Annotated in this window: 17 protein-coding genes; 12 read left to right on the top strand and 5 right to left on the bottom strand. The window is 75.9% G+C overall.

Features of this window, described 5'->3' with window-relative positions:
- Nucleotides 1–43 precede the first annotated feature (43 nt).
- Complete coding sequence (locus EV188_RS05130) at nucleotides 44–646, bottom strand: acyl-CoA-like ligand-binding transcription factor (RefSeq protein WP_166659715.1); 603 nt, start codon at nucleotides 644–646, stop codon at nucleotides 44–46.
- A 116-nt stretch (nucleotides 647–762) separates the two neighbouring features.
- Here EV188_RS05130 and dapF point away from each other — a divergent pair, with 116 nt between their 5' ends.
- The 4 genes from dapF to EV188_RS05150 all read left to right on the top strand — a co-directional run bounded on the left by dapF (nucleotide 763) and on the right by EV188_RS05150 (nucleotide 5,167).
- Complete coding sequence (gene dapF, locus EV188_RS05135) at nucleotides 763–1,602, top strand: diaminopimelate epimerase (RefSeq protein ID WP_133825086.1); 840 nt, start codon at nucleotides 763–765, stop codon at nucleotides 1,600–1,602.
- A gap of 42 nt (nucleotides 1,603–1,644) precedes the next feature.
- Nucleotides 1,645–3,174, top strand: coding sequence for a GTPase HflX (hflX, locus tag EV188_RS05140; RefSeq protein WP_133825087.1), 1,530 nt, complete (start codon nucleotides 1,645–1,647; stop codon nucleotides 3,172–3,174).
- 71 nt (nucleotides 3,175–3,245) lie between these two features.
- The gene (locus tag EV188_RS05145; protein ID WP_243741473.1) at nucleotides 3,246–4,178 is read left to right on the top strand and encodes an NHL repeat-containing protein; all 933 of its coding nucleotides are present in this window, start codon (nucleotides 3,246–3,248) and stop codon (nucleotides 4,176–4,178) included.
- A 107-nt stretch (nucleotides 4,179–4,285) separates the two neighbouring features.
- Complete coding sequence (locus tag EV188_RS05150; RefSeq protein ID WP_133825089.1) at nucleotides 4,286–5,167, top strand: LysR family transcriptional regulator; 882 nt, start codon at nucleotides 4,286–4,288, stop codon at nucleotides 5,165–5,167.
- A gap of 289 nt (nucleotides 5,168–5,456) precedes the next feature.
- Here EV188_RS05150 and EV188_RS05155 read toward each other — a convergent pair whose 3' ends face one another.
- The 3 genes from EV188_RS05155 to lexA all read right to left on the bottom strand — a co-directional run bounded on the left by EV188_RS05155 (nucleotide 5,457) and on the right by lexA (nucleotide 8,170).
- Nucleotides 5,457–6,620, bottom strand: coding sequence for an MFS transporter (locus tag EV188_RS05155; protein WP_133825090.1), 1,164 nt, complete (start codon nucleotides 6,618–6,620; stop codon nucleotides 5,457–5,459).
- Complete coding sequence (locus EV188_RS05160; RefSeq protein WP_133825091.1) at nucleotides 6,617–7,306, bottom strand: FadR/GntR family transcriptional regulator; 690 nt, start codon at nucleotides 7,304–7,306, stop codon at nucleotides 6,617–6,619. The genes EV188_RS05155 and EV188_RS05160 overlap by 4 nt, the downstream gene beginning before the upstream one ends.
- A gap of 81 nt (nucleotides 7,307–7,387) precedes the next feature.
- Nucleotides 7,388–8,170 (bottom strand): transcriptional repressor LexA, encoded by a 783-nt coding sequence (lexA, locus tag EV188_RS05165; RefSeq protein ID WP_133825092.1) that lies wholly within the window; start codon nucleotides 8,168–8,170, stop codon nucleotides 7,388–7,390.
- Nucleotides 8,171–8,387: 217 nt separating this feature from the next.
- Between lexA and EV188_RS05170 the strand changes: the two genes are divergently transcribed.
- From EV188_RS05170 to EV188_RS05190, 5 genes are all read left to right on the top strand, one after another.
- Nucleotides 8,388–8,975, top strand: coding sequence for a LysM peptidoglycan-binding domain-containing protein (locus EV188_RS05170; protein ID WP_208113979.1), 588 nt, complete (start codon nucleotides 8,388–8,390; stop codon nucleotides 8,973–8,975).
- A gap of 404 nt (nucleotides 8,976–9,379) precedes the next feature.
- Complete coding sequence (gene nrdR / locus EV188_RS05175) at nucleotides 9,380–9,913, top strand: transcriptional regulator NrdR (RefSeq protein WP_243741474.1); 534 nt, start codon at nucleotides 9,380–9,382, stop codon at nucleotides 9,911–9,913.
- A gap of 99 nt (nucleotides 9,914–10,012) precedes the next feature.
- The gene (locus EV188_RS05180; RefSeq protein ID WP_133825093.1) at nucleotides 10,013–12,868 is read left to right on the top strand and encodes a vitamin B12-dependent ribonucleotide reductase; all 2,856 of its coding nucleotides are present in this window, start codon (nucleotides 10,013–10,015) and stop codon (nucleotides 12,866–12,868) included.
- A 169-nt stretch (nucleotides 12,869–13,037) separates the two neighbouring features.
- A complete protein-coding gene (locus EV188_RS05185) occupies nucleotides 13,038–16,382 on the top strand; it encodes an ATP-binding protein (RefSeq protein ID WP_166659716.1) in 3,345 nt (1,114 codons plus the stop codon).
- Nucleotides 16,383–16,436: 54 nt separating this feature from the next.
- Nucleotides 16,437–17,117: a hypothetical protein gene (locus EV188_RS05190; RefSeq protein ID WP_133825095.1), complete on the top strand. Its 681-nt coding sequence runs from the start codon at nucleotides 16,437–16,439 to the stop codon at nucleotides 17,115–17,117.
- On the opposite strand, the gene EV188_RS05195 is transcribed toward EV188_RS05190, so the two are convergent.
- Nucleotides 17,078–17,827, bottom strand: a complete 750-nt coding sequence (locus EV188_RS05195) for an endonuclease/exonuclease/phosphatase family protein (RefSeq protein ID WP_133825096.1) — start codon at nucleotides 17,825–17,827, stop codon at nucleotides 17,078–17,080. The two genes, EV188_RS05190 and EV188_RS05195, sit on opposite strands and share 40 nt — an antisense overlap.
- Before the next feature lie 55 nt (nucleotides 17,828–17,882).
- Here EV188_RS05195 and EV188_RS05200 point away from each other — a divergent pair, with 55 nt between their 5' ends.
- The 3 genes from EV188_RS05200 to EV188_RS05210 are packed head-to-tail and all read left to right on the top strand — an operon-like array spanning nucleotide 17,883 to nucleotide 19,602.
- Nucleotides 17,883–18,449: a nucleotidyltransferase gene (locus EV188_RS05200; RefSeq protein WP_133825097.1), complete on the top strand. Its 567-nt coding sequence runs from the start codon at nucleotides 17,883–17,885 to the stop codon at nucleotides 18,447–18,449.
- A 17-nt stretch (nucleotides 18,450–18,466) separates the two neighbouring features.
- On the top strand, nucleotides 18,467–19,219 hold the full coding sequence (locus EV188_RS05205; protein ID WP_133825098.1) for a HipA family kinase: 753 nt from the start codon (nucleotides 18,467–18,469) through the stop codon (nucleotides 19,217–19,219).
- The gene (locus EV188_RS05210) at nucleotides 19,216–19,602 is read left to right on the top strand and encodes a DUF3037 domain-containing protein (protein ID WP_133825099.1); all 387 of its coding nucleotides are present in this window, start codon (nucleotides 19,216–19,218) and stop codon (nucleotides 19,600–19,602) included. Before EV188_RS05205 ends, EV188_RS05210 begins: the two co-directional genes overlap by 4 nt.
- Nucleotides 19,603–19,631: the final 29 nt, after the last annotated feature.

A 19,631-nucleotide genomic window follows, 5' to 3' on the forward strand; every position in this document is an offset into this window, starting at 1 on the left:
GGGGGAGCGCAGGGGTGGTGGACGTGCGGGGTGGCGCCGGGGCTCAGGGCGCGCGCGAGGGCGGTGACTGGAGACCCACGGCGAGCAGGTCGATCACCCGGTCGACGACGCCGACGAGGTCGCCGTGCTCGTCGGACTCGAGCCACCGCGTGGTGGCGACGCGCATCGCGGACATGACGGCGGCGGCGGTGACCGCCGGGTAGAGGTCCTGGGCGCCGAGGCCGGTGCGCTCGGCGATGACCGCGGTGAGGTGCGCCTCGGCGGCGGCGTAGGCCGCGAGCTGCTGGGGCACGAGCGACGGCTCGGACTTCACCAGCCGGACCTGGGCGATCCACTCCCGCGAGCGCGGGGCGTCGCCGACCATCTCGTGCATCACCGCGCGGACCGAGTCGAGCACCGGCTCGTCGAGCGGGCGCTCGGCCAGGCGCTCGGCCGAGTCGCGGGCGCGCTCGACGTCCGCGGCGACGACCGCCTCCTCCTTCGACGAGAAGTAGTTGAAGAAGGTGCGCGGCGACACGTCGGCGGCGTCGGCGATCTGCTCGACCGTCATCTCGGCCAGCCCGTGGGTCACCGCGAGCTCGAGGGCGGCGGCTCCGAGCGCCCGCCGCGTCCGGAGCTTCTTGCGCTCGCGCAGTCCCGTGGTCACGTCATCGACGGTACGCCGATCTTGCAGTGTCTGCAGTTTTGCGCGTCGAGGTGTTTTGCACGTCACGAACTTGTGCAGCGGACGCAGGACCGGCGGGCGTCGTTAGGCTGGACGACGTGGAGTTCGTCAAGGGACACGGCACCGAGAACGACTTCGTGGTGCTCCCCGACCCCGACGGCTCGATCGACCTGGACACCGACGACGGCCACCTGGTCCGCGCGCTCTGCCACCGGCGGCGCGGCATCGGCGCCGACGGGGTGCTGCGCGTCGTGCGCACCGACGCGCCGGTCGCGGTCGCGGCGGGGGTCGACGGCACCGAGGCCACCTGGTTCATGGACTACCGCAACGGCGACGGCTCGCTCGCCGAGATGTGCGGCAACGGCGTGCGCGTCTTCGCGCGCTACCTGCTCGACGCCGGCCTCGTCGCGCCCGGCACCCACCCGGTCGCCACGCGCGCGGGCACGCGTTGGGTCACGGTCGACCGCACCGGCCCGGTCACCGTCGACATGGGCCCCTCCGTGCTCGGGCCCGCGTCGACGACCGTCGTCGACGGGGTCGAGCTCACCGGCGTCGCCGTCGACGTCGGCAACCCCCACCTGGCCTGCGTCACCGGCACCCCGCTCGACGCCCTCGACCTCGCCGCGCCGCCCGCCTACGACCGAACGCTCTTCCCCCACGGGGTGAACGTCGAGGTCCTCACGCCGCTCGCCGACGGCGCGGTGCGCCTGCGCGTGCACGAGCGCGGCTCGGGCGAGACCCGCTCGTGCGGCACGGGCACGGTCGCCGGGGCGGTCGCCGCCCTCGACGCCGCCGGCCGGCACACGGGCACCGTCACCGTCCACACGCCCGGCGGCACGCTGCTCGTCGGCGTCGACGGCGCGACGACGACGCTGACCGGCCCGGCCGAGCTCGTCGCCCACGGCACGTGGGGAGCGGCGGTCCCGGCGGGTGTCTGAGGTGGTTTTCGCGTTGCCCCTCGTGGAACCATGGACGGCAACATGACAGAACCCGCACCGCAGGACCCCCGACCCTCGAGCCCCGCCCGCTCCACGCGGCGCTCGAGCAGCATCCGCCTCGACCCCCGGGCCGCCGCCCCGGACGACCTCGTCGAGCCGGCGGACGAGCCCACCGGTGGCGCCCTCGACCTCGAGGAGCGCACGTCGCTGCGACGGGTCCCCGGCCTCACCGGGTCGTCCACCGAGCTCACCGACGTCACCGAGGTCGAGTACCGGCAGCTGCGCCTCGAGCGCGTCGTGCTGATCGGCGTCTGGACCGAGGGCACTTCCCGGGAGGCCGAGGCGTCGCTGGTCGAGCTGGCGCGCCTCGCCGAGACCGCGGGATCCGAGGTGCTCGACGGCCTCATCCAGCGCCGCCAGACGCCCGACCCCGGCACGTTCGTCGGCTCCGGCAAGGTGATCGAGCTGCGCGAGACGGTGCAGGCCACCGGCGCCGACACCGTCATCTGCGACGGCGAGCTCTCGCCCGGCCAGCTGCGCAACCTGGAGGAGAAGCTCAAGGTCAAGGTCGTCGACCGGACCGCGCTGATCCTCGACATCTTCGCCCAGCACGCGCGCTCGCGGGAGGGCAAGGCGCAGGTCGAGCTGGCCCAGCTCCGCTACTTCCTGCCCCGCCTGCGCGGCTGGGGCGAGTCGCTGTCCCGGCAGGGCGGCGGCGCCGGCGGTGGTGGCGGGGCGGGCGGCGGCGGCGTCGGCACCCGCGGTCCGGGTGAGACGAAGCTCGAGACCGACCGCCGCCGCATCCACCGGCGCATCTCCAAGCTGCGCGGCGAGATCGAGGCGATGTCGACCGTCCGCGACACCAAGCGCGGCGGGCGCCGGCGCAACGCCGTGCCCTCGGTGGCGATCGCCGGCTACACCAACGCCGGCAAGTCGAGCCTGCTCAACGCGATCACCGACGCCGGGGTGCTGGTCCAGGACGCGCTGTTCGCGACCCTCGACCCGACCACGCGGCGCTGGGAGACCGAGGACGGGCGCGAGGTCACGCTCACCGACACCGTCGGGTTCGTGCGCCACCTGCCCCACCAGCTCGTCGACGCGTTCCGCTCGACGCTGGAGGAGGTCGCCGAGGCCGACCTGCTGGTCCACGTCGTCGACGGCTCCGACCCGTCCGCGCAGGACCAGATCGCCGCGGTGCGCGAGGTCATCGCCGACCTCGACGCGCCGGCGCCGCCGGAGCTCCTCGTCGTCAACAAGGTCGACGCCGCCGAGCCGATGGCGCTCGCGGAGCTGCGCGGGGCGCTGCCCGGCGCGGTGTTCGTGTCGGCGCAGACGGGCGAGGGGCTGAACCGGCTCACGGCCCGCCTCGCCGAGGAGCTGCCGCACCCCGACGTCGAGCTCGAGGTGCTGCTGCCCTACACCGAGGGCGCCCTCGTCGCCCGCGCCCACGGCGAGGGCGAGGTGCTCGCCGAGCGCCACACCCCCGAGGGCACGGTGCTGCACGCCCGCGTCTCGGAGGAGCTCGCGGCGTCGCTGCGCGCGGCGGCCGTGGATCCGGCGCGGGTGCCCTGAGAGTCCTCGCGCTGGTCCTGCTGGTCCTGGCCGGGCTGACTGCTCCCGGCGTCGCGTGGGCCGACCCGGACGTGCGCTGCACCCTCGACGACCCGCGGCTCGCCGAGACGTCGGGGCTGGTCGTGGCGGCCGACGGCGCCGTCGAGGTCGTCAACGACAGCGGCAACCCGAGCACCGTGTACCGGCTCGACGACACGTGCGCGGTGGTGGGCGAGATCGAGGTGCCCGACCAGGGTCGCGACGTCGAGGACCTCGCCCGCGGCGCCGACGGCACGCTGTGGCTCGCCGACATCGGCGACAACGACCGGAAGCGCAGCACGGTGGCCGTCCTCCGGATCGATCCCGGGGGCGACGAGACGATCACCCGCCTGACCTACCCCGACGGCGCCCACGACGCCGAGTCGCTGCTGATGCCCGGCGACGACCGGCCGGTGATCGTCACCAAGGACCTCAGCGGGCGCAGCGGGGTCTACGTCGCCGACTCGCCCGTGGGCGGCGGGGGACGGGGGACGCTGCGGCGGGCCGGCGAGGTCGTCGTGCCCGGCGAGGCGATCACGTCCCTGGGCGCGGGCGCGTACACCGGCGGCGCGATCTCCGCCGACGGCCGCGTCGTCGCGCTCCGCACCTACGCCGACGCCTGGCTCTACCCGGCGCCGGGCGGCACCGCGACCGCCGACGACGTCGTCGCGGCCCTGCGCGCGACGCCGGTGCGGGTGCCCCTCCCGAACGAGGTGCAGGGCGAGGCCCTGGCCTTCGCGCCGGACGGGACGCTGCTCTCGACCGGCGAGACGCCGGAGGACGGGCCGCCGGCGCCGCTGCACGCCGTGCCCGGGGCGACGGGGCTGGTGGTCGACGCTCCGCCGGCGACGCCCTCGGCCGCCCCGGTGGCCGACCGCGCCGGCCTCCCGGAGCCGCTCGCCAGCATCGGCGTGGTCCTCGCTGTCGCGGCGGGCGTGTTCGCGCTCGTGGCCGTCGTCGCGGTGGTGCGCCGGCGCCGGGGCTGACGCGCCTCGAGCCTCCCGCAGCGAACGGGCGGTTCGCTGCTTCTACGCGCCCGAAGTCCTCGTTGATCATCGGTTTCTGCCTGCGTCGCGGCCGTAGGCTGCGTCACGTGCGCTACGACCTGCTCGACCTGCGGCTCTTCCGGGCGGTCGTCACCGAGGGGTCGATCACCGCGGGGGCGGCGCGCCTGCACCTGAGCCTCCCGTCGGCCAGCGCGCGCGTCCGGGCGCTCGAGCACCACGCCGGCGTCGAGCTGCTCGTGCGCGGGCGCCGCGGGGTGCGCCCGACCCCGGCGGGCAGCGCCCTCGCGCGTCACGCCGGGGAGGTGCTCGACGACCTCGGGCGTCTCGAGGGCGCGGTCGCGGGGTACCGGCGGCCGGCGGGCACCCCGGTGACCCTGCTCGCGGGGAGCTCGGCGATGCGCCGGCTGGTGCCCCGCGCGCTCGTGGGCTTCCTCGTCGCCCACCCGGACGTCGACGTCGTCACCCGCGAGCGTCGCAGCGCCGACACCGTCCGGATGCTCGCCGACGGGGAGGCCGACCTCGGGGTGGTCGTCGTCGACGCCCGCGACGACCCGCCGAGCGCCGCGGACCGTCTGACCGACGACTCGCTGGTCGTGGTCGGTCCGCCCGGCGGCGCCCCCGCGGGGCGCGAGGCCATGACCTTCGCCGAGGCCGCCGAGCACCCGCTGGTCGGTCTCGAGCCCGACGCGCCGCTCGCGCAGACCCTCGAGGCCAACCTCGGCGAGCACGCCCCGGTGCCCCGCTACCGCGGACGCGCCGTGGACCTCGGCACCGTCGTCGACCTGGCCGCGGCCGGCGTAGGGCTCGCGGTCGTCCCGCGCCACGTCGTCGACCCGGACCGGGGCCTCGCGGTGTGCGAGCTGGCCGAGCCGTTCGCGCGTCGCACCCTGGTCCTGCGCCGCGGCGCCCGCCCGGGACCCGGCGTCGACGAGCTCGCCGAGCACCTCCGCCACGCTGCCTCTGCCTGAGACGGAGGCCGGCTCTCGGGATCGCGCATGGTGCGGGCCGGCGCGCCGGGTCAGGCTCGGGCGATGGAACCGGCCCTGCACCGCGCGCTCCCCGTGCTGCTCGTCCCCCTGGTGCTCCTCGGCGGGCTCGTCGCGTCCCGGGGCGGCGCGGCCGAACGGTTCTGGGGCCTCGGCATCCCGGTCGCGGTGCTGGTGGTCGGCGCCGTCGTCGTCACGGTCGGCGTCCGGGCGTGGGTGCGCGAGCGCCGCGGTCCCGAGGCGGACGCAACGAACGGGCCGTTCGCTGCTTCTACGCGTCCGGAGTCCCCGTTCGCGCCGCCGGATCGGCGGGGTCCCGCAGCGCCAGCGTCAGCACCGCCGCGAGCACCGGGCCGGCGATGAGCACCGCCAGCGCGACCGTGGTGCCCCGGTGGTCGGCGAGTGCGCCGAGGGCGGGGGAGGCGAGCCCGCCGGCGCTGACCGCGAGCCCGAGCGTCACGGATGCCGCGAGGCCGAGGTGCCGCGGCAGGTAGGCCTGGCCGAGCGTGGTGTGCACGGGGACGGGCACGCCGAGCGCCGCCCCGAGCAGCCCGGTGGCGGCGAGCGCGAGGACGGGCGAGGGCGCGACCAGCGTGGCCGCGAGCAGCGGCACGGCGGCGACGTAGGACCAGCGCAGGACCGCCGTCCGCCCCCAGCGCCGGGTCAGCGCGCTGCTCGCGACGGTGGCCACCGCGCCGGCACCGGTGAAGATCCCCAGCGTCGTCGCGGCCAGCCCCGGGCCGAACCCGAAACGCATCGTGAGGTGCACGGCGAGGAAGGCGCTCAGGCCGTAGAACGCGATCGAGCGGGTGACGACCACGCCCGTCAGCCACCCGAAGCGCCGCCAGTCCTCGCGTCCCTCGAGCACGGGCGGCTCGGAGGACGTGGTGACCGGCCCGGGACGCCGGCGGGGGAGCAGCCCCAGCATCGCCGCGACGACCGCGGGCACCGCGAGCAGGGGCGTCGCGGCGAGCCCCAGCCCGCCGACCACGAGCCCGACCGCCGCGGGCCCGGCCGCGAACCCGGCCAGCCCGCCGACGGTGAACCAGCCCATCCCGCGGTCGCCGGTGCCGGTCGCGTGCACCGCCCGCGCCGCCTCCGGGTGGTAGGCCGCGATGCCGAGACCGGAGAGCAGGACGGCGCACCAGGTCGCGAGGTAGGAGTCGGTGAGCCCGACGGCCCCGACGCCGGCGGCCGCGAGGAGCATCCCGAGGATGCGCAGGCGCGGCATCCGCCGGCGGTCGGTGACGAGGCCGAAGAGCGGCTGGGCCAGCGAGGACAGCACGGTCGCGGCCAGCACGATGCCGCCGGCGCGGGTGAGGTCCCAGCCGCGGACGGCGACGAGCGCGGGCACGAGCGCCGGGACCGCGCCCTGGTAGAGGTCGTCGACCCCGTGCTCGACGGCGAGCCCGAGGGCCCGGCGGCGACCGCTCACGCCGTCCCGCCCAGCAGCCCGCGGAGCTCGCCCTCGCAGGCGTCGAGGTAGCCGCGGGTCGCGGCGGCGGCCGCCTCGGGGTCCCGGCGCGCGATCGCGTCCACGAGCGCGTCGTGCTCGGCGGCGGTGTCGACGCCGGAGCCGGGGTCGGCGCTGGTGTGGGTGAACGAGTCGTGGACGCCGTCGGCGAGGGCGTCGAAGATCCGGCCGAGGACGGGGTTGTGGGTCGCGGTCACGACGGCGCGGTGCAGCGCGAGGTCGGCGGCGGCCCACTCGCCGACCGCCCCGCAGGTGCGGGCCGTGCGCCGGTCGGCGATCGCGGCCGCGATGGCGACGAGGTCGTCGTCGGTGCGGCGCAGCGCGGCGAGGCGGGCGGCCTCGATCTCCGGACCGCGCCGCGCCTCGTAGACGTCGAGCGCCTCGGTGCGCCGCAGCGTCAACGTCCACGTCCCGGCGCCCGGGTACTCGGCGACGAACGTCCCGCGGCCCTGGGCCACCTCGAGCAGCCCGCGGTGCGCCAGCGCCTGCACGGCCTCGCGCACCGTCGACCGGCCGACCTCCAGCTCCGCGGCGAGATCGGTGACCGCCGGCAACCGGTGCCCGGGCGGCCACTCCCCGCTCTCGATCGGCGCGGTGAGCGCGTCGATCACCTGCTCCACCAGCCCGCCACGGCGTACGGCCCGCACAACACTCCTCAGGTCATCAGATGACCTGGACGATAGGTCGGGCGCCCTCCGACGGCAAGCCGTGGAGGAGGGCCCCGTCCGCTACAGCCGGCGCAGCACCGCGACGACCTTGCCGAGCACCGTGGCCTCGTCGCCCGGGATCGGCTCGAAGTCGTCGTTGTGGGGCATCAGCCAGATGTGGCCGTCCTTGCGCCGGTACGTCTTCACCGTGGCCTCGCCGTCGATCATCGCCGCGACGATCTCGCCGTTGTCGGCGACGGGCTGCTGGCGGACGACCACCCAGTCGCCGTCGGTGATGGCGGCGTCGATCATCGAGTCGCCGACGACGCTGAGGAGGAACAGCGACCCCTCGCCGACGAGCTCGCGGGGCAGGGGGAAGACGTCCTCGACGGCCTGCTCGGCGAGGATCGGGCCACCGGCGGCGATGCGGCCGACGACCGGCACGAAGGTCGGCGCGGGCCGGTCGGCGCGGATCTCCTCGGTGTGCACGGCGGGCTCGGCGCCGGCGCCCTCGAGCTCCTCGGGGAGGCGGACGTCGAGCGCGCGCGGCCGGTTGGGGTCGCGGCGCAGGTAGCCCTTCTTCTCGAGGGTGCGCATCTGGTGGGCCACCGAGGACGTGGACGTCAGCCCGACCGCGTCGCCGATCTCGCGCACGCTCGGCGGGTAGCCGTTGCGCTCGACGTGGTCGCGGATGACCTCGAGGACCTTGCGCTGGCGCGGCGTGAGGCCGGGCGACGCGTCGGCGTCCGCGGGCTCGGGGAAGGGGTGGACCCGGGCCGGCACGACCGCGTCGGCCACCTCGGCCACCGCTGGCCGTGCCCCCGACTCCTCGGGGCCGTCCGGGCCTTGGGGCGTGCGTGCCATGGCCGTGTCCTTTCCGACGTCGTCCGCGGCGCCCGGCGGGGGTGCCGCGCCCCGCGCAGGTGGCGGGGGGTTCGACGGCGAAAGTAGCGCCGTGCACCGACGGGATCAAACACGTGTTCGAACGACACGCCGGGCGATCCGTCGACGTTGTCGGGGGTCGATGCTAGACATCGCACACGCGTTCGATCGAACGCGTGTGCGATGCGAGGAGGTCGACATGTCCGTGGGGACGACCGGTCCGCTGGGCCGCTGCGACGCCGAGACGGCGGGCCGCGTGCCCGCGCCGCGTGCCGAGGAGGCGTCGCCCGGAGGTGTGACGCCGACGCCGCTCGCCCGCCCGGCCGCGCGCCCGCAGCCCGCGGGCTCGCGCCCGGCGCGCCCCGAGGACGCGCGCGGGCCCGTCCGCCCGGCCGGACGGCGCGCGCCGGCGGCGCTCCCTCCGGTGCGCCCGCGGGTCGCCGGGGGAGGGGCGACGGCGCCCCGCGAGCGGATCGCCGCCGAGGTCACGCCGGTCGTCCTGCGCCGGCGCCGGGTCGCCGCGGTCGCGGTCCTCGGTGTCCTGCTGGGCGCGCTGGTCGGCGTGCTCCTCGGCCTCGTCGTGCCGTCCGGGGCCCCGGCCGGGCCGGCCCCGACGGGCACCACGGTGGCGGTCGTGGGTGCGGGGGAGTCGCTCACCGACGTCGCCGGCCGTGTCGCCCCCGGCGCCGACACCGGGGCCGTCGTCACCCGGATCCGCGAGCTCAACGGCCTCGACGGCTCCGCCGTCGCCGCCGGTCGCCCGCTCGTGGTGCCCGCCGCGGGGTGATCCGGACGGCTCGTGCGCGATCGGGACACCCACTCGGGCACCGCACGCCCCGCTGATCGACAGCCCGGCCCGCTGATCCTCGGGCGACGTCCGCTCGGCGCCCGGGCGACGAGTGGGTGGCTGGGGAGTTGCATCGGACGTCGGCGCGTCGCTACCGTCCCACCCCAACATCTAGTGGTTACACTGGTGTAGTTAGTCCACAGCTTGTGCACACTGGTGAAGGTCCTTCCACAGGGTCTTCCACCGGGACAACGGTGGTGCTCCACCGGCGGGGGCGCTCGATCCACGGGTCGGGCCCGGCGATCCCCAGGTCCGTCCCCAGGACGGCGGGAATCCGGGTCCGCGATCACGGGGGTTGGGGACAACTCCGCCGAGGGGGCCGCGACGCGGGAGGGGGAGTCGACATGCGGTGTCCGTTCTGCCGGCACACCGACTCCCGGGTCGTCGACTCGCGCGAGGCCGACGAGGGGCAGGCGATCCGGCGACGCCGGTCGTGCTCGTCGTGCGGCAAGCGCTTCACCACCGTCGAGGAACCGGTGCTCGCCGTGGTCAAGCGCAGCGGGGTCACCGAGCCGTTCAGCCGCGACAAGGTCGTGCGCGGGGTGGCCCGGGCCTGCCAGGGGCGTCCGGTCGACACCGACGCCCTGGCCCAGCTGGCCCACCGGGTCGAGGAGACGATCCGGGGCGCGGGCACCGCCGAGGTGCCCAGCCAGGAGGTCGGCATGGCCATCCTGGGGCCGCTGCGCGAGCTCGACGAGGTGGCGTACCTGCGCTTCGCCAGCGTCTACCGGAACTTCTCCTCCGTGGCCGACTTCGAGGCCGAGATCGCCGACCTGCGCGCCGCCGCGCCGGACGGGGATGTCGGGGGTCGGGACGACACTGCGGGGGAGCCGGGATCGGACGTGCGGGACGTGCCGGCGGCACGGGCCGGGGACTGACGGTCGGGGACACACAGTGTCGGTGAGAGACAGCGACGGGTCGGAGCGTGGGGAAGCGCCGCCGGACCGTCGCGAGCGACGAACAGAGGGATGGCACCGATGACGGAGACCGTCGGCACCACGTCCGAGGAGTCGGGAACCGCCGCGCCGCGGCGGGGTCTGACCATCGAGCGTGTCCACACCACCGCGGGGGTCCACCCCTACGACGACGTCGTGTGGGAACGCCGTGACGTGGTGATGACGAACTGGCGCGACGGCTCGATCAACTTCGAGCAGCGTGGCGTCGAGTTCCCGCAGGCCTGGTCGGTCAACGCCGTCAACATCGTCACCAGCAAGTACTTCCGCGGCGCCCTGGGCACCGAGGCGCGCGAGTCGAGCCTGCGCCAGCTCATCGACCGCGTGGTGGGCACCTACACCGCGGCGGGCACGCGGCACGGCTACTTCGCGACCCCCGAGGACGCGGAGGTCTTCTCCCACGAGCTGACCTGGATGCTGCTGCACCAGTACTTCAGCTTCAACTCGCCGGTCTGGTTCAACGTCGGCACCACCTCGCCGCAGCAGGTCAGCGCCTGCTTCATCCTCTCGGTCGACGACACGATGGAGTCGATCCTCAACTGGTACCGCGAGGAGGGGCTGATCTTCAAGGGCGGCTCCGGCGCCGGCCTGAACCTCTCGCGCATCCGCTCGTCGAAGGAGCTGCTGTCCTCGGGCGGCACCGCCTCCGGGCCGGTCTCGTTCATGCGTGGCGCCGACGCCTCGGCCGGCACCATCAAGTCCGGCGGGGCCACGCGCCGCGCGGCCAAGATGGTCGTCCTCGACGTCGACCACCCCGACGTCGCCGAGTTCGTCGCCACCAAGCGCGACGAGGAGCGCAAGATCCGCGTGCTGCGCGACGCCGGGTTCGACATGGACCTCGGCGGCTCCGACATCGCCTCGGTGCAGTACCAGAACGCCAACAACTCGGTCCGGGTCTCCGACGAGTTCATGCGCGCGGTGCAGTCGGGCGGCGAGTTCGGCCTGCGCGCGCGGATGACCAACGAGGTCATCGACACCGTCGACGCCAAGTCGCTGTTCCGCAGCATGGCCGAGGCCGCCTGGGAGTGCGCCGACCCGGGCCTGCAGTACGACGACACGATCAACGACTGGCACACCTCGCCGGAGTCCGGGCGCATCACGGCGTCCAACCCGTGCTCGGAGTACCTGCACCTGGACAACTCCAGCTGCAACCTCGCGTCGCTGAACCTCATGAAGTTCCTCGACGACGACAACACCTTCCGCGTCGACGACTTCGTGCGCTCGGTCGAGCTGGTCATCACCGCGATGGACATCTCGATCTGCTTCGCCGACTTCCCGACGGAGGCGATCGGCGACACCACGCGCGCCTTCCGCCAGCTCGGCATCGGCTACGCCAACCTCGGCGCGCTGCTCATGGCGACGGGCCGCGCGTACGACTCCGAGGGCGGCCGCGCGCTGGCGGCGTCGATCACCTCGCTGATGACCGGCACGGCCTACCGCCGCTCCGCCGAGCTCGCCGGCGCGGTGGCCCCCTACGACGGCTACGCCCGCAACGCCGACGCCCACCGCCGGGTCATGCGCAAGCACGCCGCGGCCAACGACGCCATCCGCACGATGCACCGCGAGGACGCCCGCGTCCGCGACGCCGCCACCGCGCAGTGGCAGACCGGCCTCGAGGTCGGGGCGAAGAACGGCTGGCGCAACGCCCAGGCCAGCGTGCTCGCCCCCACCGGCACCATCGGCTTCATGATGGACTGCGACACCACCGGGGTGGAGCCGGACTTCTCGCTGGTCAAGTTCAAGAAGCTGGTCGGCGGCGGCTCGATGCAGATCGTCAACCAGACCATCCCGCGCGCGCTCGACCTCCTCGGCTACCAGGCCGAGCAGAGCGAGGCGATCGTCGAGTACATCGCCGAGCACGGCCACGTCATCGACGCCCCGGGCCTGCGTCCCGAGCACTACGAGGTGTTCGACTGCGCGATGGGCCAGCGCTCGATCGCACCGATGGGCCACGTGCGGATGATGGCCGCGGTCCAGCCGTTCATCTCCGGCGCCATCTCCAAGACCGTCAACATGCCCGAGCAGGCCAGCGTCGAGGACGTCGAGGAGATCTACTTCGAGTCCTGGAAGATGGGGCTCAAGGCGCTCGCGATCTACCGCGACAACTGCAAGGTCGGGCAGCCGCTGTCCACCGGCAAGAAGAACGCCGCGGAGAAGACCACCGAGGCCGCGCCCGCGGTCGTCGAGCAGCGCCCGGTCCGCAAGCGCCTGCCGAAGAAGCGCCCGAGCGAGACGGTGTCGTTCGCCGTCGCGGGCGCCGAGGGCTACATGACGGCGGGCTCGTACCCCGACGACGGCCTCGGCGAGATCTTCGTCAAGATGTCGAAGCAGGGCTCGACGCTGGCCGGCGTCATGGACGCCTTCTCGATGGCCATCTCGATCGCGCTGCAGTACGGCGTGCCGCTGGAGACCTACGTCTCCAAGTTCGTCAACATGCGCTTCGAGCCGGCGGGCATGACCGACGACCCCGACGTCCGCATGGCCACCAGCGTGGTCGACTACCTGTTCCGCCGCATCGCGCTCGACCACCTGCCCTACGAGAAGCGCGCCCAGCTGGGCATCTTCTCCGCGGACGAGCGCTCGGCCCAGGTCGCGGCCACCGACTACGGCACCGGGGCGCCCGCCGCCCCGGCGGCGCCGGCCGAGCCCGCCGACGTCGAGTCGCTGCGGACCTCGATCGACGTGGCCGTGCCCGAGTCGGGCGAGAACCCGGCGCAGCGCAAGGCCGACGTGTCGGTCGGCAGCTCCACCGAGCTGCTCGAGCTGCAGCAGGGCAAGGCGGCCGACGCGCCGCTGTGCCTGACCTGCGGCACGAAGATGCGCCCCGCGGGCTCCTGCTACGTCTGCGAGGGCTGCGGCTCCACCAGCGGCTGCAGCTGACGCTGCCGCCGCCCGAGACCAGGTCCGCTCCCCAGCCCGCCCGGGGTGTCCGGCGTCGTGACGACGTCGGGCACCCCGGGCGGTGAGGACGGACGCTGGCTGCCGGGTCGTGGCCGGGAGCGGGTCAGCCCGGCCTGATCACCCCGCGCGATCTCCGTACGCTGATCGCGTGCTCGAGATCGGGGTGCTGGGCGAGGTGCGCGCGCACCTCGACGGCCGGCGCCTCGACCTCGGCGGGCCCCGCCAGCGGGCGGTCCTCGCGCTGCTCGTCGCGGCGAACGGCGCCGTGGTGCCCACCGACCGGTTCGTCGAGGACCTGTGGGCCGGCGAGCCGCCGCCGCGGGCGATCGGCGCGCTCCAGGCCTACGTCTCCCACCTGCGGCGGGTCCTCGAGCCCGACCGCGGGCCCCGCCGCCCCGCGCGGGTCCTCGTCAGCGCGGCCCCCGGCTACCGGCTGGACCTGCCCGCCGAGGCCGTCGACGCCTGGCACTACGTCGCGCTCGTCGCGGGGGCACGCGAGTCCGGGGAGCCGGAGCGCGCCCTCGCGCTGCTCGCGGACGCCCGGGCGCTCTGGGCCGGCCCGCCCTACGCGGCGTCGGCGGACCAGCCGTGGGCGGGCGCCGAGGTCGACCGGCTGATCGCGACCCGGGCGTCGGCCGCCGAGCTCGCCGGCGCCGCCGCGATCGCGGTGGGACGCCCCGACGACGCGCTCGCCGACCTCGAGGCCGTCCTGCGCGGCGACCCGCTGCGCGAGCGGACCGCCGCCGTGCTCGCCCGCACGCTCGCGGCGGCGGGACGCCAGGGCGACGCGCTCGCCGTCGTCCGGGCCACCCGCGACCGCCTCGTCGACGAGCTGGGCGTGGACCCGGGCGCGGATCTCCGCGCGGCCGAGTCCGCGGTCCTCGCGGGGGACGTGGGATCGCCGTGCGCGCGCGCGACCGGGGAGTTCGGGCGCCTGGACGCAGCGAACGCCACGGTCGCTGCCACCCGGGGCACGCCACCCCCGCGCGAGGCCGACGCGACCGGGGACGACGCGCGCGGAGAAGCAGCGAACGCCACGTTCGCTGCAGCCGGGGCGGGGTTCCTCGGGCGCGCCGGGGAGCGGGCGCGGTTGCACCGGGCGGTGCGGGCGACGGCCGGCGGGCGGGGAGCCGCGGTCCTGTGGGTCGAGGGCGCGGCGGGGAGCGGCAAGTCGGCGCTGCTCGAGCAGGTGGCCGGGGAGCTCGCCGGGTTCGGGGTGCTGCGGGCCCAGTGCTCGGAGGTCGACGGCGCCCCGCCCGGCTGGGCGTGGCGCGACCTCCTGACCCGCCACACCGGCGCCCCGCCCGCGGCGCGCGACGCGTTCACGCTGACCGGGGAGCTCGCGGCGGCGCTCGACGCGGTCCGCGCCGACGGGCTCGCGGTGCTCGTCGCCGAGGACGTCCACCGCGCCGACGGCGAGACGCTGCAGGTCCTGCGCCACCTGGTGACGACGTCGACCGACCCGGTGCTCGTGCTCGCGAGCTTCCGCGACGACGAGGTGTCCGAGGACCTCGCCCGCACCCTCGCCCTGCTCGCCGGCCGGACCGCGGACCGGGTCCACCTCGGCGGCCTCGACGAGGTCTCGGCGCGCACGCTGCTGCGCCGGGTCGCCGGCCGTGAGCTCCCCGAGAACATCTGGCGCGCGCTCGTGGAGCGGGCGGCGGGCCACGCCCTGTTCCTCGGCCAGCTCGGGCGGCTCGTGGCGTCCGAGGGCGTCGAGGTCGCCGCGCGCGGGGTGCCCGCCGGGGTCCGGGAGCTGATCGACCGCCGGGTCGAGCGCCTCCCGGCGCGCGCCGTGGCGACGCTGACCCGGGCCGCGGTGCTCGGCCGCGACGTCGACGTCGACCTGCTGCTCGCCGTCGACCCCCTGCGCGGCGGGCTGGACGACGACGACCTGCTCGACGACCTCGACACCGGCGTCGTCGCCGGTCTGCTCGTCGAGCGCCCCGACACCGGGCTGCGGTTCGCCCACGCGCTGATCCGGGACACGTTCGCCGAGCGCACCCCGCCGCTGCGCCGCGCCCGGATGCACCTGGCGCTGCTCGACGTCCTCGAGCGCGAGCACCCCGACCGCGTCCACGCCCTCGCCCACCACGCCGAGGTCGCCCTGTCGGCGGCGACGGCCGCGCGGGCCCTGCCCCACCTGCGGGCCGGCGCCCGCGACGCCCGGGAGGCCGGCGCCGTCGACGACGCCGTGCGCTGGTGGCGGGCGGTCCTGCGCGCCCACGACCTCGGCGCCGGCACCCCGGAGAGCCGGGTCGACGCGCAGGGCGAGCTGGTCGGGGCCCTCGCGGCGAGCGGGGACCTCCTGGCCGCGCGCGCCGAGCGCGCCCGGGCCGTCGCGGCAGCGCAGGCCCTCGGCGACCTCGCCCTCGAGGCCCGGGCGTGGCGCTGGGACGTGACGACGCTCTGGAGCACCCGGCCCAGCGACGAGGACAACGGGCCGGCCGTCGCGCGCCTGCAGGAGCTCCTCGCGACCGTCGACCCCGCCGACCGCGCGCTGCGCGTCGACCTCCTGCTCGCCCTCGCCCACGAGTGCGAGCCCTGGCTCCTCGAGACCGGCCGGCCCGCCGCGGTGGAGGCGCTCGCGATCGCCCGGGAGATCGGTGACGCGCGCCTGCTGTGCCGCGCGCTGAACGTCGAGTACCTGCACACGTTCGCCGTGCCCGACCCCGACCACCACCGCCGCACCGGCGAGGAGATGCTCGCGCTCGCCGCCCGCGCGGGCCTGCCAGAGCACCGGTCGCTCGCCCACCTCGTGCTCTCGGCCGAGGCGGTCGGCCGCGGCGCGCTCGACGAGGCCCGGCGCCACCTCGACGACGCGGCCGCCGTCGCCACCGGTGGCCAGCTCCCGGTCCTGCTCCTCTCGGTGGCCCTGTTCGAGGCCACCCTCGACCTCGTCGCCGGGAGCACCGAGGCCGCGTGGGCGGCGTTCGACGACCTCACCACCCGCCTCGCGGCCACGGGCGACCCCAACGGTCGCGTCATCCGCGCCTGGGCGATGACCACGCTCGCCGCCGCCGGGGGCGACGCGTCACCGATGCTCGGCGAGCTCGAGGAGATCGCCGCGCGGGACCCGGCGCTGGTCGCCGTGCTGCTCGTCCACGCCCGCCTCGACGCGGGGCAGGAGGAGCGCGCGCGGTCGGGATGGCCGCTGCCCCCGCTGCCGCGCGAGGGGACGTGGCTGCTCGAGACCGCGCTGCAGTGCCTGGCCGCCGCCCGCCTGGGCGACGAGGAGGTCCTGCGCCGCACGCGCGCCGACCTCGCCCCGTGGCGCGGGCGTCTCGTGCACACCGTCAACGGCCAGCTCGTGCTCGCCCCGGTCGACCTCGTGCTCGCCCGCGCCGCGATCGCCGCCGGCGAGCCCCGGGCGGCCGCCGCTGCCCTCGACCGGGCCGCGGACCTCGCCCGCCGGATCGGCGCGCCCCGGTGGCTGGCGGAGACCGCGGCCCTGCACGGCGACCTGCAAGCCGTCTACAAGTCCGGACGGTGACGCTCCCGGACGACAGGAGACCGGCCGGGTCTCCTCGGAGCCAGGGAGCCTCCCGTGATCGTCACCCGCCGTCTCGTCCACACCCTCGGCGCGACCGCGCTCGCCGCGTCGGGCCTCGCCGGGCTCGCGGGCGGCGTGCTGCACCCGGTGGTCGACGGCCGGTCGCACTCCGTGGCGTCGATGACCGCGGAGGGCGGGCCACCCGCGTACCTGCTGCTCTACGGCGGCGCGGTGCTGCTCATGCTCGGGCTGCCCGCCGCGTACGCCTGGCTCGCCCCGCGCGTCGGGCTGCTCGGGCTCGTCGGCTTCGGGCTCTACATGATCGGCAACGCGCTCTCGGCGCAGTCGCACCTGGTCGTCGAGGGCTTCGTCGCCCGCGAGATCGTCGGCACCCGGCCCGACCTCGTGCCGGCCGACGGCTCGATCCTCGCCGCCCCGTCCTTCGTGACGCTGCAGACGGTCGGCGGCCTCGTGTTCGTGGCCGGCGTGCTGCTCGTCGGCGTCGCGCTGCTCGTGCACGGGCACGTGCCGCGCTGGATCGGCGTCGCCTTCGTGCTCTCCGCGCTCGGCGTGCTCGTGCCGCTGCCCGAGGCCCCGGTGCTCACGGGCCTGCAGGTCGAGCTGTTCGAGGCGGTCGCCACCGTGGGCCTCGCCGTCGCGATGGTCCGCGCGCCGCACCGGTCCCCGGTGACGCCCTACTCCGCCGGCACCACCGTCGCCGAGAGCGCGCGGTGATCGGAGAGCGGCGGGTGGTGCACGCGCGGCGCGGAGGCGACGACGCCGCGTCCGAGCAGGTGGTCGATCTGGCGGCGCGGGGCGTCGGCGGGGAACGTCCGGCCGTGGGCGAGCCCGTGCAGCCCGCTGCCGAGCCGGGCGCGGCGCACGCCGAGGTTGAGGTCGCCGGTGACGACGAGCGCCTCCTCGTCGCGCAGCGTCCGTGCGAGGTGGCGCAGCTGGACGAGGTTCCAGCCCGGGATGAACGACAGGTGCGTGGTGACGACGGCCACCGGGCCGTGCGGGCCGGCGACGCGGGCGAGCAGCGCGGTCCGGGGCTCGTCGCGGACCACGACGAGCCGGCGGGGCCTGCCCACCACCAGCGGCACGTCGCGGGGCAGGCGCGGCAGCGGCACCACGCGCCACTCGGTCACCGGGTACCGCGACAGCAGGGCGACGCCGTAGGCCGGGGCGCCGGGCACGTCGGCCTCGACCCACGTCCCCGGCACGCCGTGCAGGGTCGGCGCGAAGCGGTGGTCGGTCGCGCCGAGCGCCTCGGCCGCCACCGCGGCCAGGTCGGCCTCGCCCGAGCGGGGCTGGGCCCGGTCGACCTCCTGCAGCCCGAGCACGTCCACGTCGAGGCCGCGGACGGCGTCGGCGAAGCGTTGCAGGTCGACGGGCCCGTCCGCGGTGGCGGCCCCGTGCAGCACGTTCCAGGTCCCGAGTCGCACGAGCCCCCGGGTTCCCCGGGTTCGGCGTCGGCCCACCCGGGGTAACGGACGTCCCATGAGCGACCCCGACGGCGCCGGACGGCGCGAGGCGCTCAAGCGGGTCGCGGTGTCCCTGCGCGAGGGCGGGGTCGGGTTCGCGCTGGCCGGCGGGTACGCCGGGTGGGCCCTCGGCGGGCCGGAGCCGGAGAACGACGTCGACTTCGTCGTCACCGAGACCGACGCCGGACGTGCCGCCGAGGTCCTCGCCGCCGCCGGCCTCGACGTGGCGCACCCGCCCGAGGACTGGCTGTTCAAGGTCTACAGCGACGGCGCGATGGTCGACGTCCTGTTCCGCCTGGCCAGCGAGACCGTCGACGACGAGCTGCTCGGGCGCGCCGTGGAGCAGGAGGTGCTCTCGGTGCGGATGCCCGTCGTCGACGCCACCGACCTGATCATCGGCAAGCTCGCGGCGCTCAACGAGCACGCCTGCGACCTGTCCAAGGTCCTCCCGACCGCCCGCGCCCTGCGCGAGAAGATCGACTGGCCGCGCGCCGAGGCGGCGACGGCCGACAACGACCTCGCCGTGGCGTGCCTGTTCCTGCTGCGGCGCCTCCGCGTGGCTCCCGGGTCGCCCACGCCGTGAGCGTGTTGGATGGCCCCGTGTCCGTCCTGCGCCGGGTCGTCGCCACCCGGTACGTCACCCCGCTGCGCGAGGGCGGCTCGCTGCCGGGGCTCGTCGAGGCCGACGACCTGGGCACCTACGTCGCCAAGTTCACCGGCGCCGGGCAGGGCGCGAAGGCGCTGGTCGCCGAGGTGATCGCCGGCGAGCTGGCCCGGCGGCTCGGCCTGCGGGTGCCCGAGCTGGTGGTGCTCGAGCTCGACCCCGTGATCGCCCGCGCCGAGCCCGACTGGGAGGTCCAGGAGCTCCTCGCCCGCAGCGGTGGCGACAACCTCGGCATGGACTTCCTGCCCGGCGCCATCGGCTTCGACCCCGTCGCGCACCGCGTCGACGCGGCCGAGGCGTCGCGGGTCCTGTGGTTCGACGCCTTCGTCGAGAACGTCGACCGCTCCTGGCGCAACCCGAACCTGCTGCGCTGGCACCGCGACCTGTGGCTGATCGACCACGGCGCCTGCCTGTACTTCCACCACTCCTGGGCGCGTGCGGCCGCCGCGGTCGCCCGGCCCTACGACGCGGGCGACCACGTGCTCGCGCCCGCGGCCACCGCGCGTGTCGAGGCCGACGCCGAGCTCGCCGGGCTGGTCGACGCCGGTCTGCTGATCGACGTCGTGCACCGCGTCCCGGACATCTGGCTCGAGGACCCGGCGTTCCCGTCGCCCGACGCGCTGCGCGAGGCCTACGTCGAGCACCTGCTGGGCCGTCTCGCCGCGCGAGAGGCGTGGGTGCCGCGATGACGAACGGGCAGATGGACACGTTCGAGTACGCCCTGCTGCGCGCCGTGCCCGACATCGAGCGCGGCGAGTGCGTCAACGTCGGCGTCCTGCTCTACTGCCGCCACCGCGAGCACCTCGACGCCCGGACCGCCCTCGACGTCGACCGCGTGCGCATGCTCGACGCCGGTGCCGACCTCGACGCGGTGCGCGACGCCGTGGAGGCCTGGGAACGGGCGGTGCGGGGCGAGGGACCGGCCGCCGTGCTCTCCCCGGGCGAGCGCTTCCGCTGGCTGACCGCGCCGCGCAGCACCGTCCTGCAGCCCGGTCCGGTGCACACCGGGCTCACCGCCGACCCGGACGCCGAGATCGAGCGGCTCGTCGCCCGGCTCGTCCGCCCCACCTGACCCGCCTGAATCGCTCCCGCGTTTCCCCC

The organism is Actinomycetospora succinea (assembly GCF_004363095.1).
Taxonomy (GTDB): Bacteria; Actinomycetota; Actinomycetes; order Mycobacteriales; family Pseudonocardiaceae; genus Actinomycetospora; species Actinomycetospora succinea.

Bases quoted from the DNA above. Each gene is read 5' to 3' on its own strand.
- EV188_RS05170 (WP_208113979.1), top strand. From the start codon at position 8,388: ATGTCCGTGGGGACGACCGGTCCGCTGGGCCGCTGCGACGCCGAGACG.
- EV188_RS05200 (WP_133825097.1), top strand. From the start codon at position 17,883: ATGAGCGACCCCGACGGCGCCGGACGGCGCGAGGCGCTCAAGCGGGTC.
- nrdR (WP_243741474.1), top strand. From the start codon at position 9,380: ATGCGGTGTCCGTTCTGCCGGCACACCGACTCCCGGGTCGTCGACTCG.
- EV188_RS05180 (WP_133825093.1), top strand. From the start codon at position 10,013: ATGACGGAGACCGTCGGCACCACGTCCGAGGAGTCGGGAACCGCCGCG.
- hflX (WP_133825087.1), top strand. From the start codon at position 1,645: ATGACAGAACCCGCACCGCAGGACCCCCGACCCTCGAGCCCCGCCCGC.
- lexA (WP_133825092.1), bottom strand. From the start codon at position 8,170: ATGGCACGCACGCCCCAAGGCCCGGACGGCCCCGAGGAGTCGGGGGCA.
- EV188_RS05210 (WP_133825099.1), top strand. From the start codon at position 19,216: ATGACGAACGGGCAGATGGACACGTTCGAGTACGCCCTGCTGCGCGCC.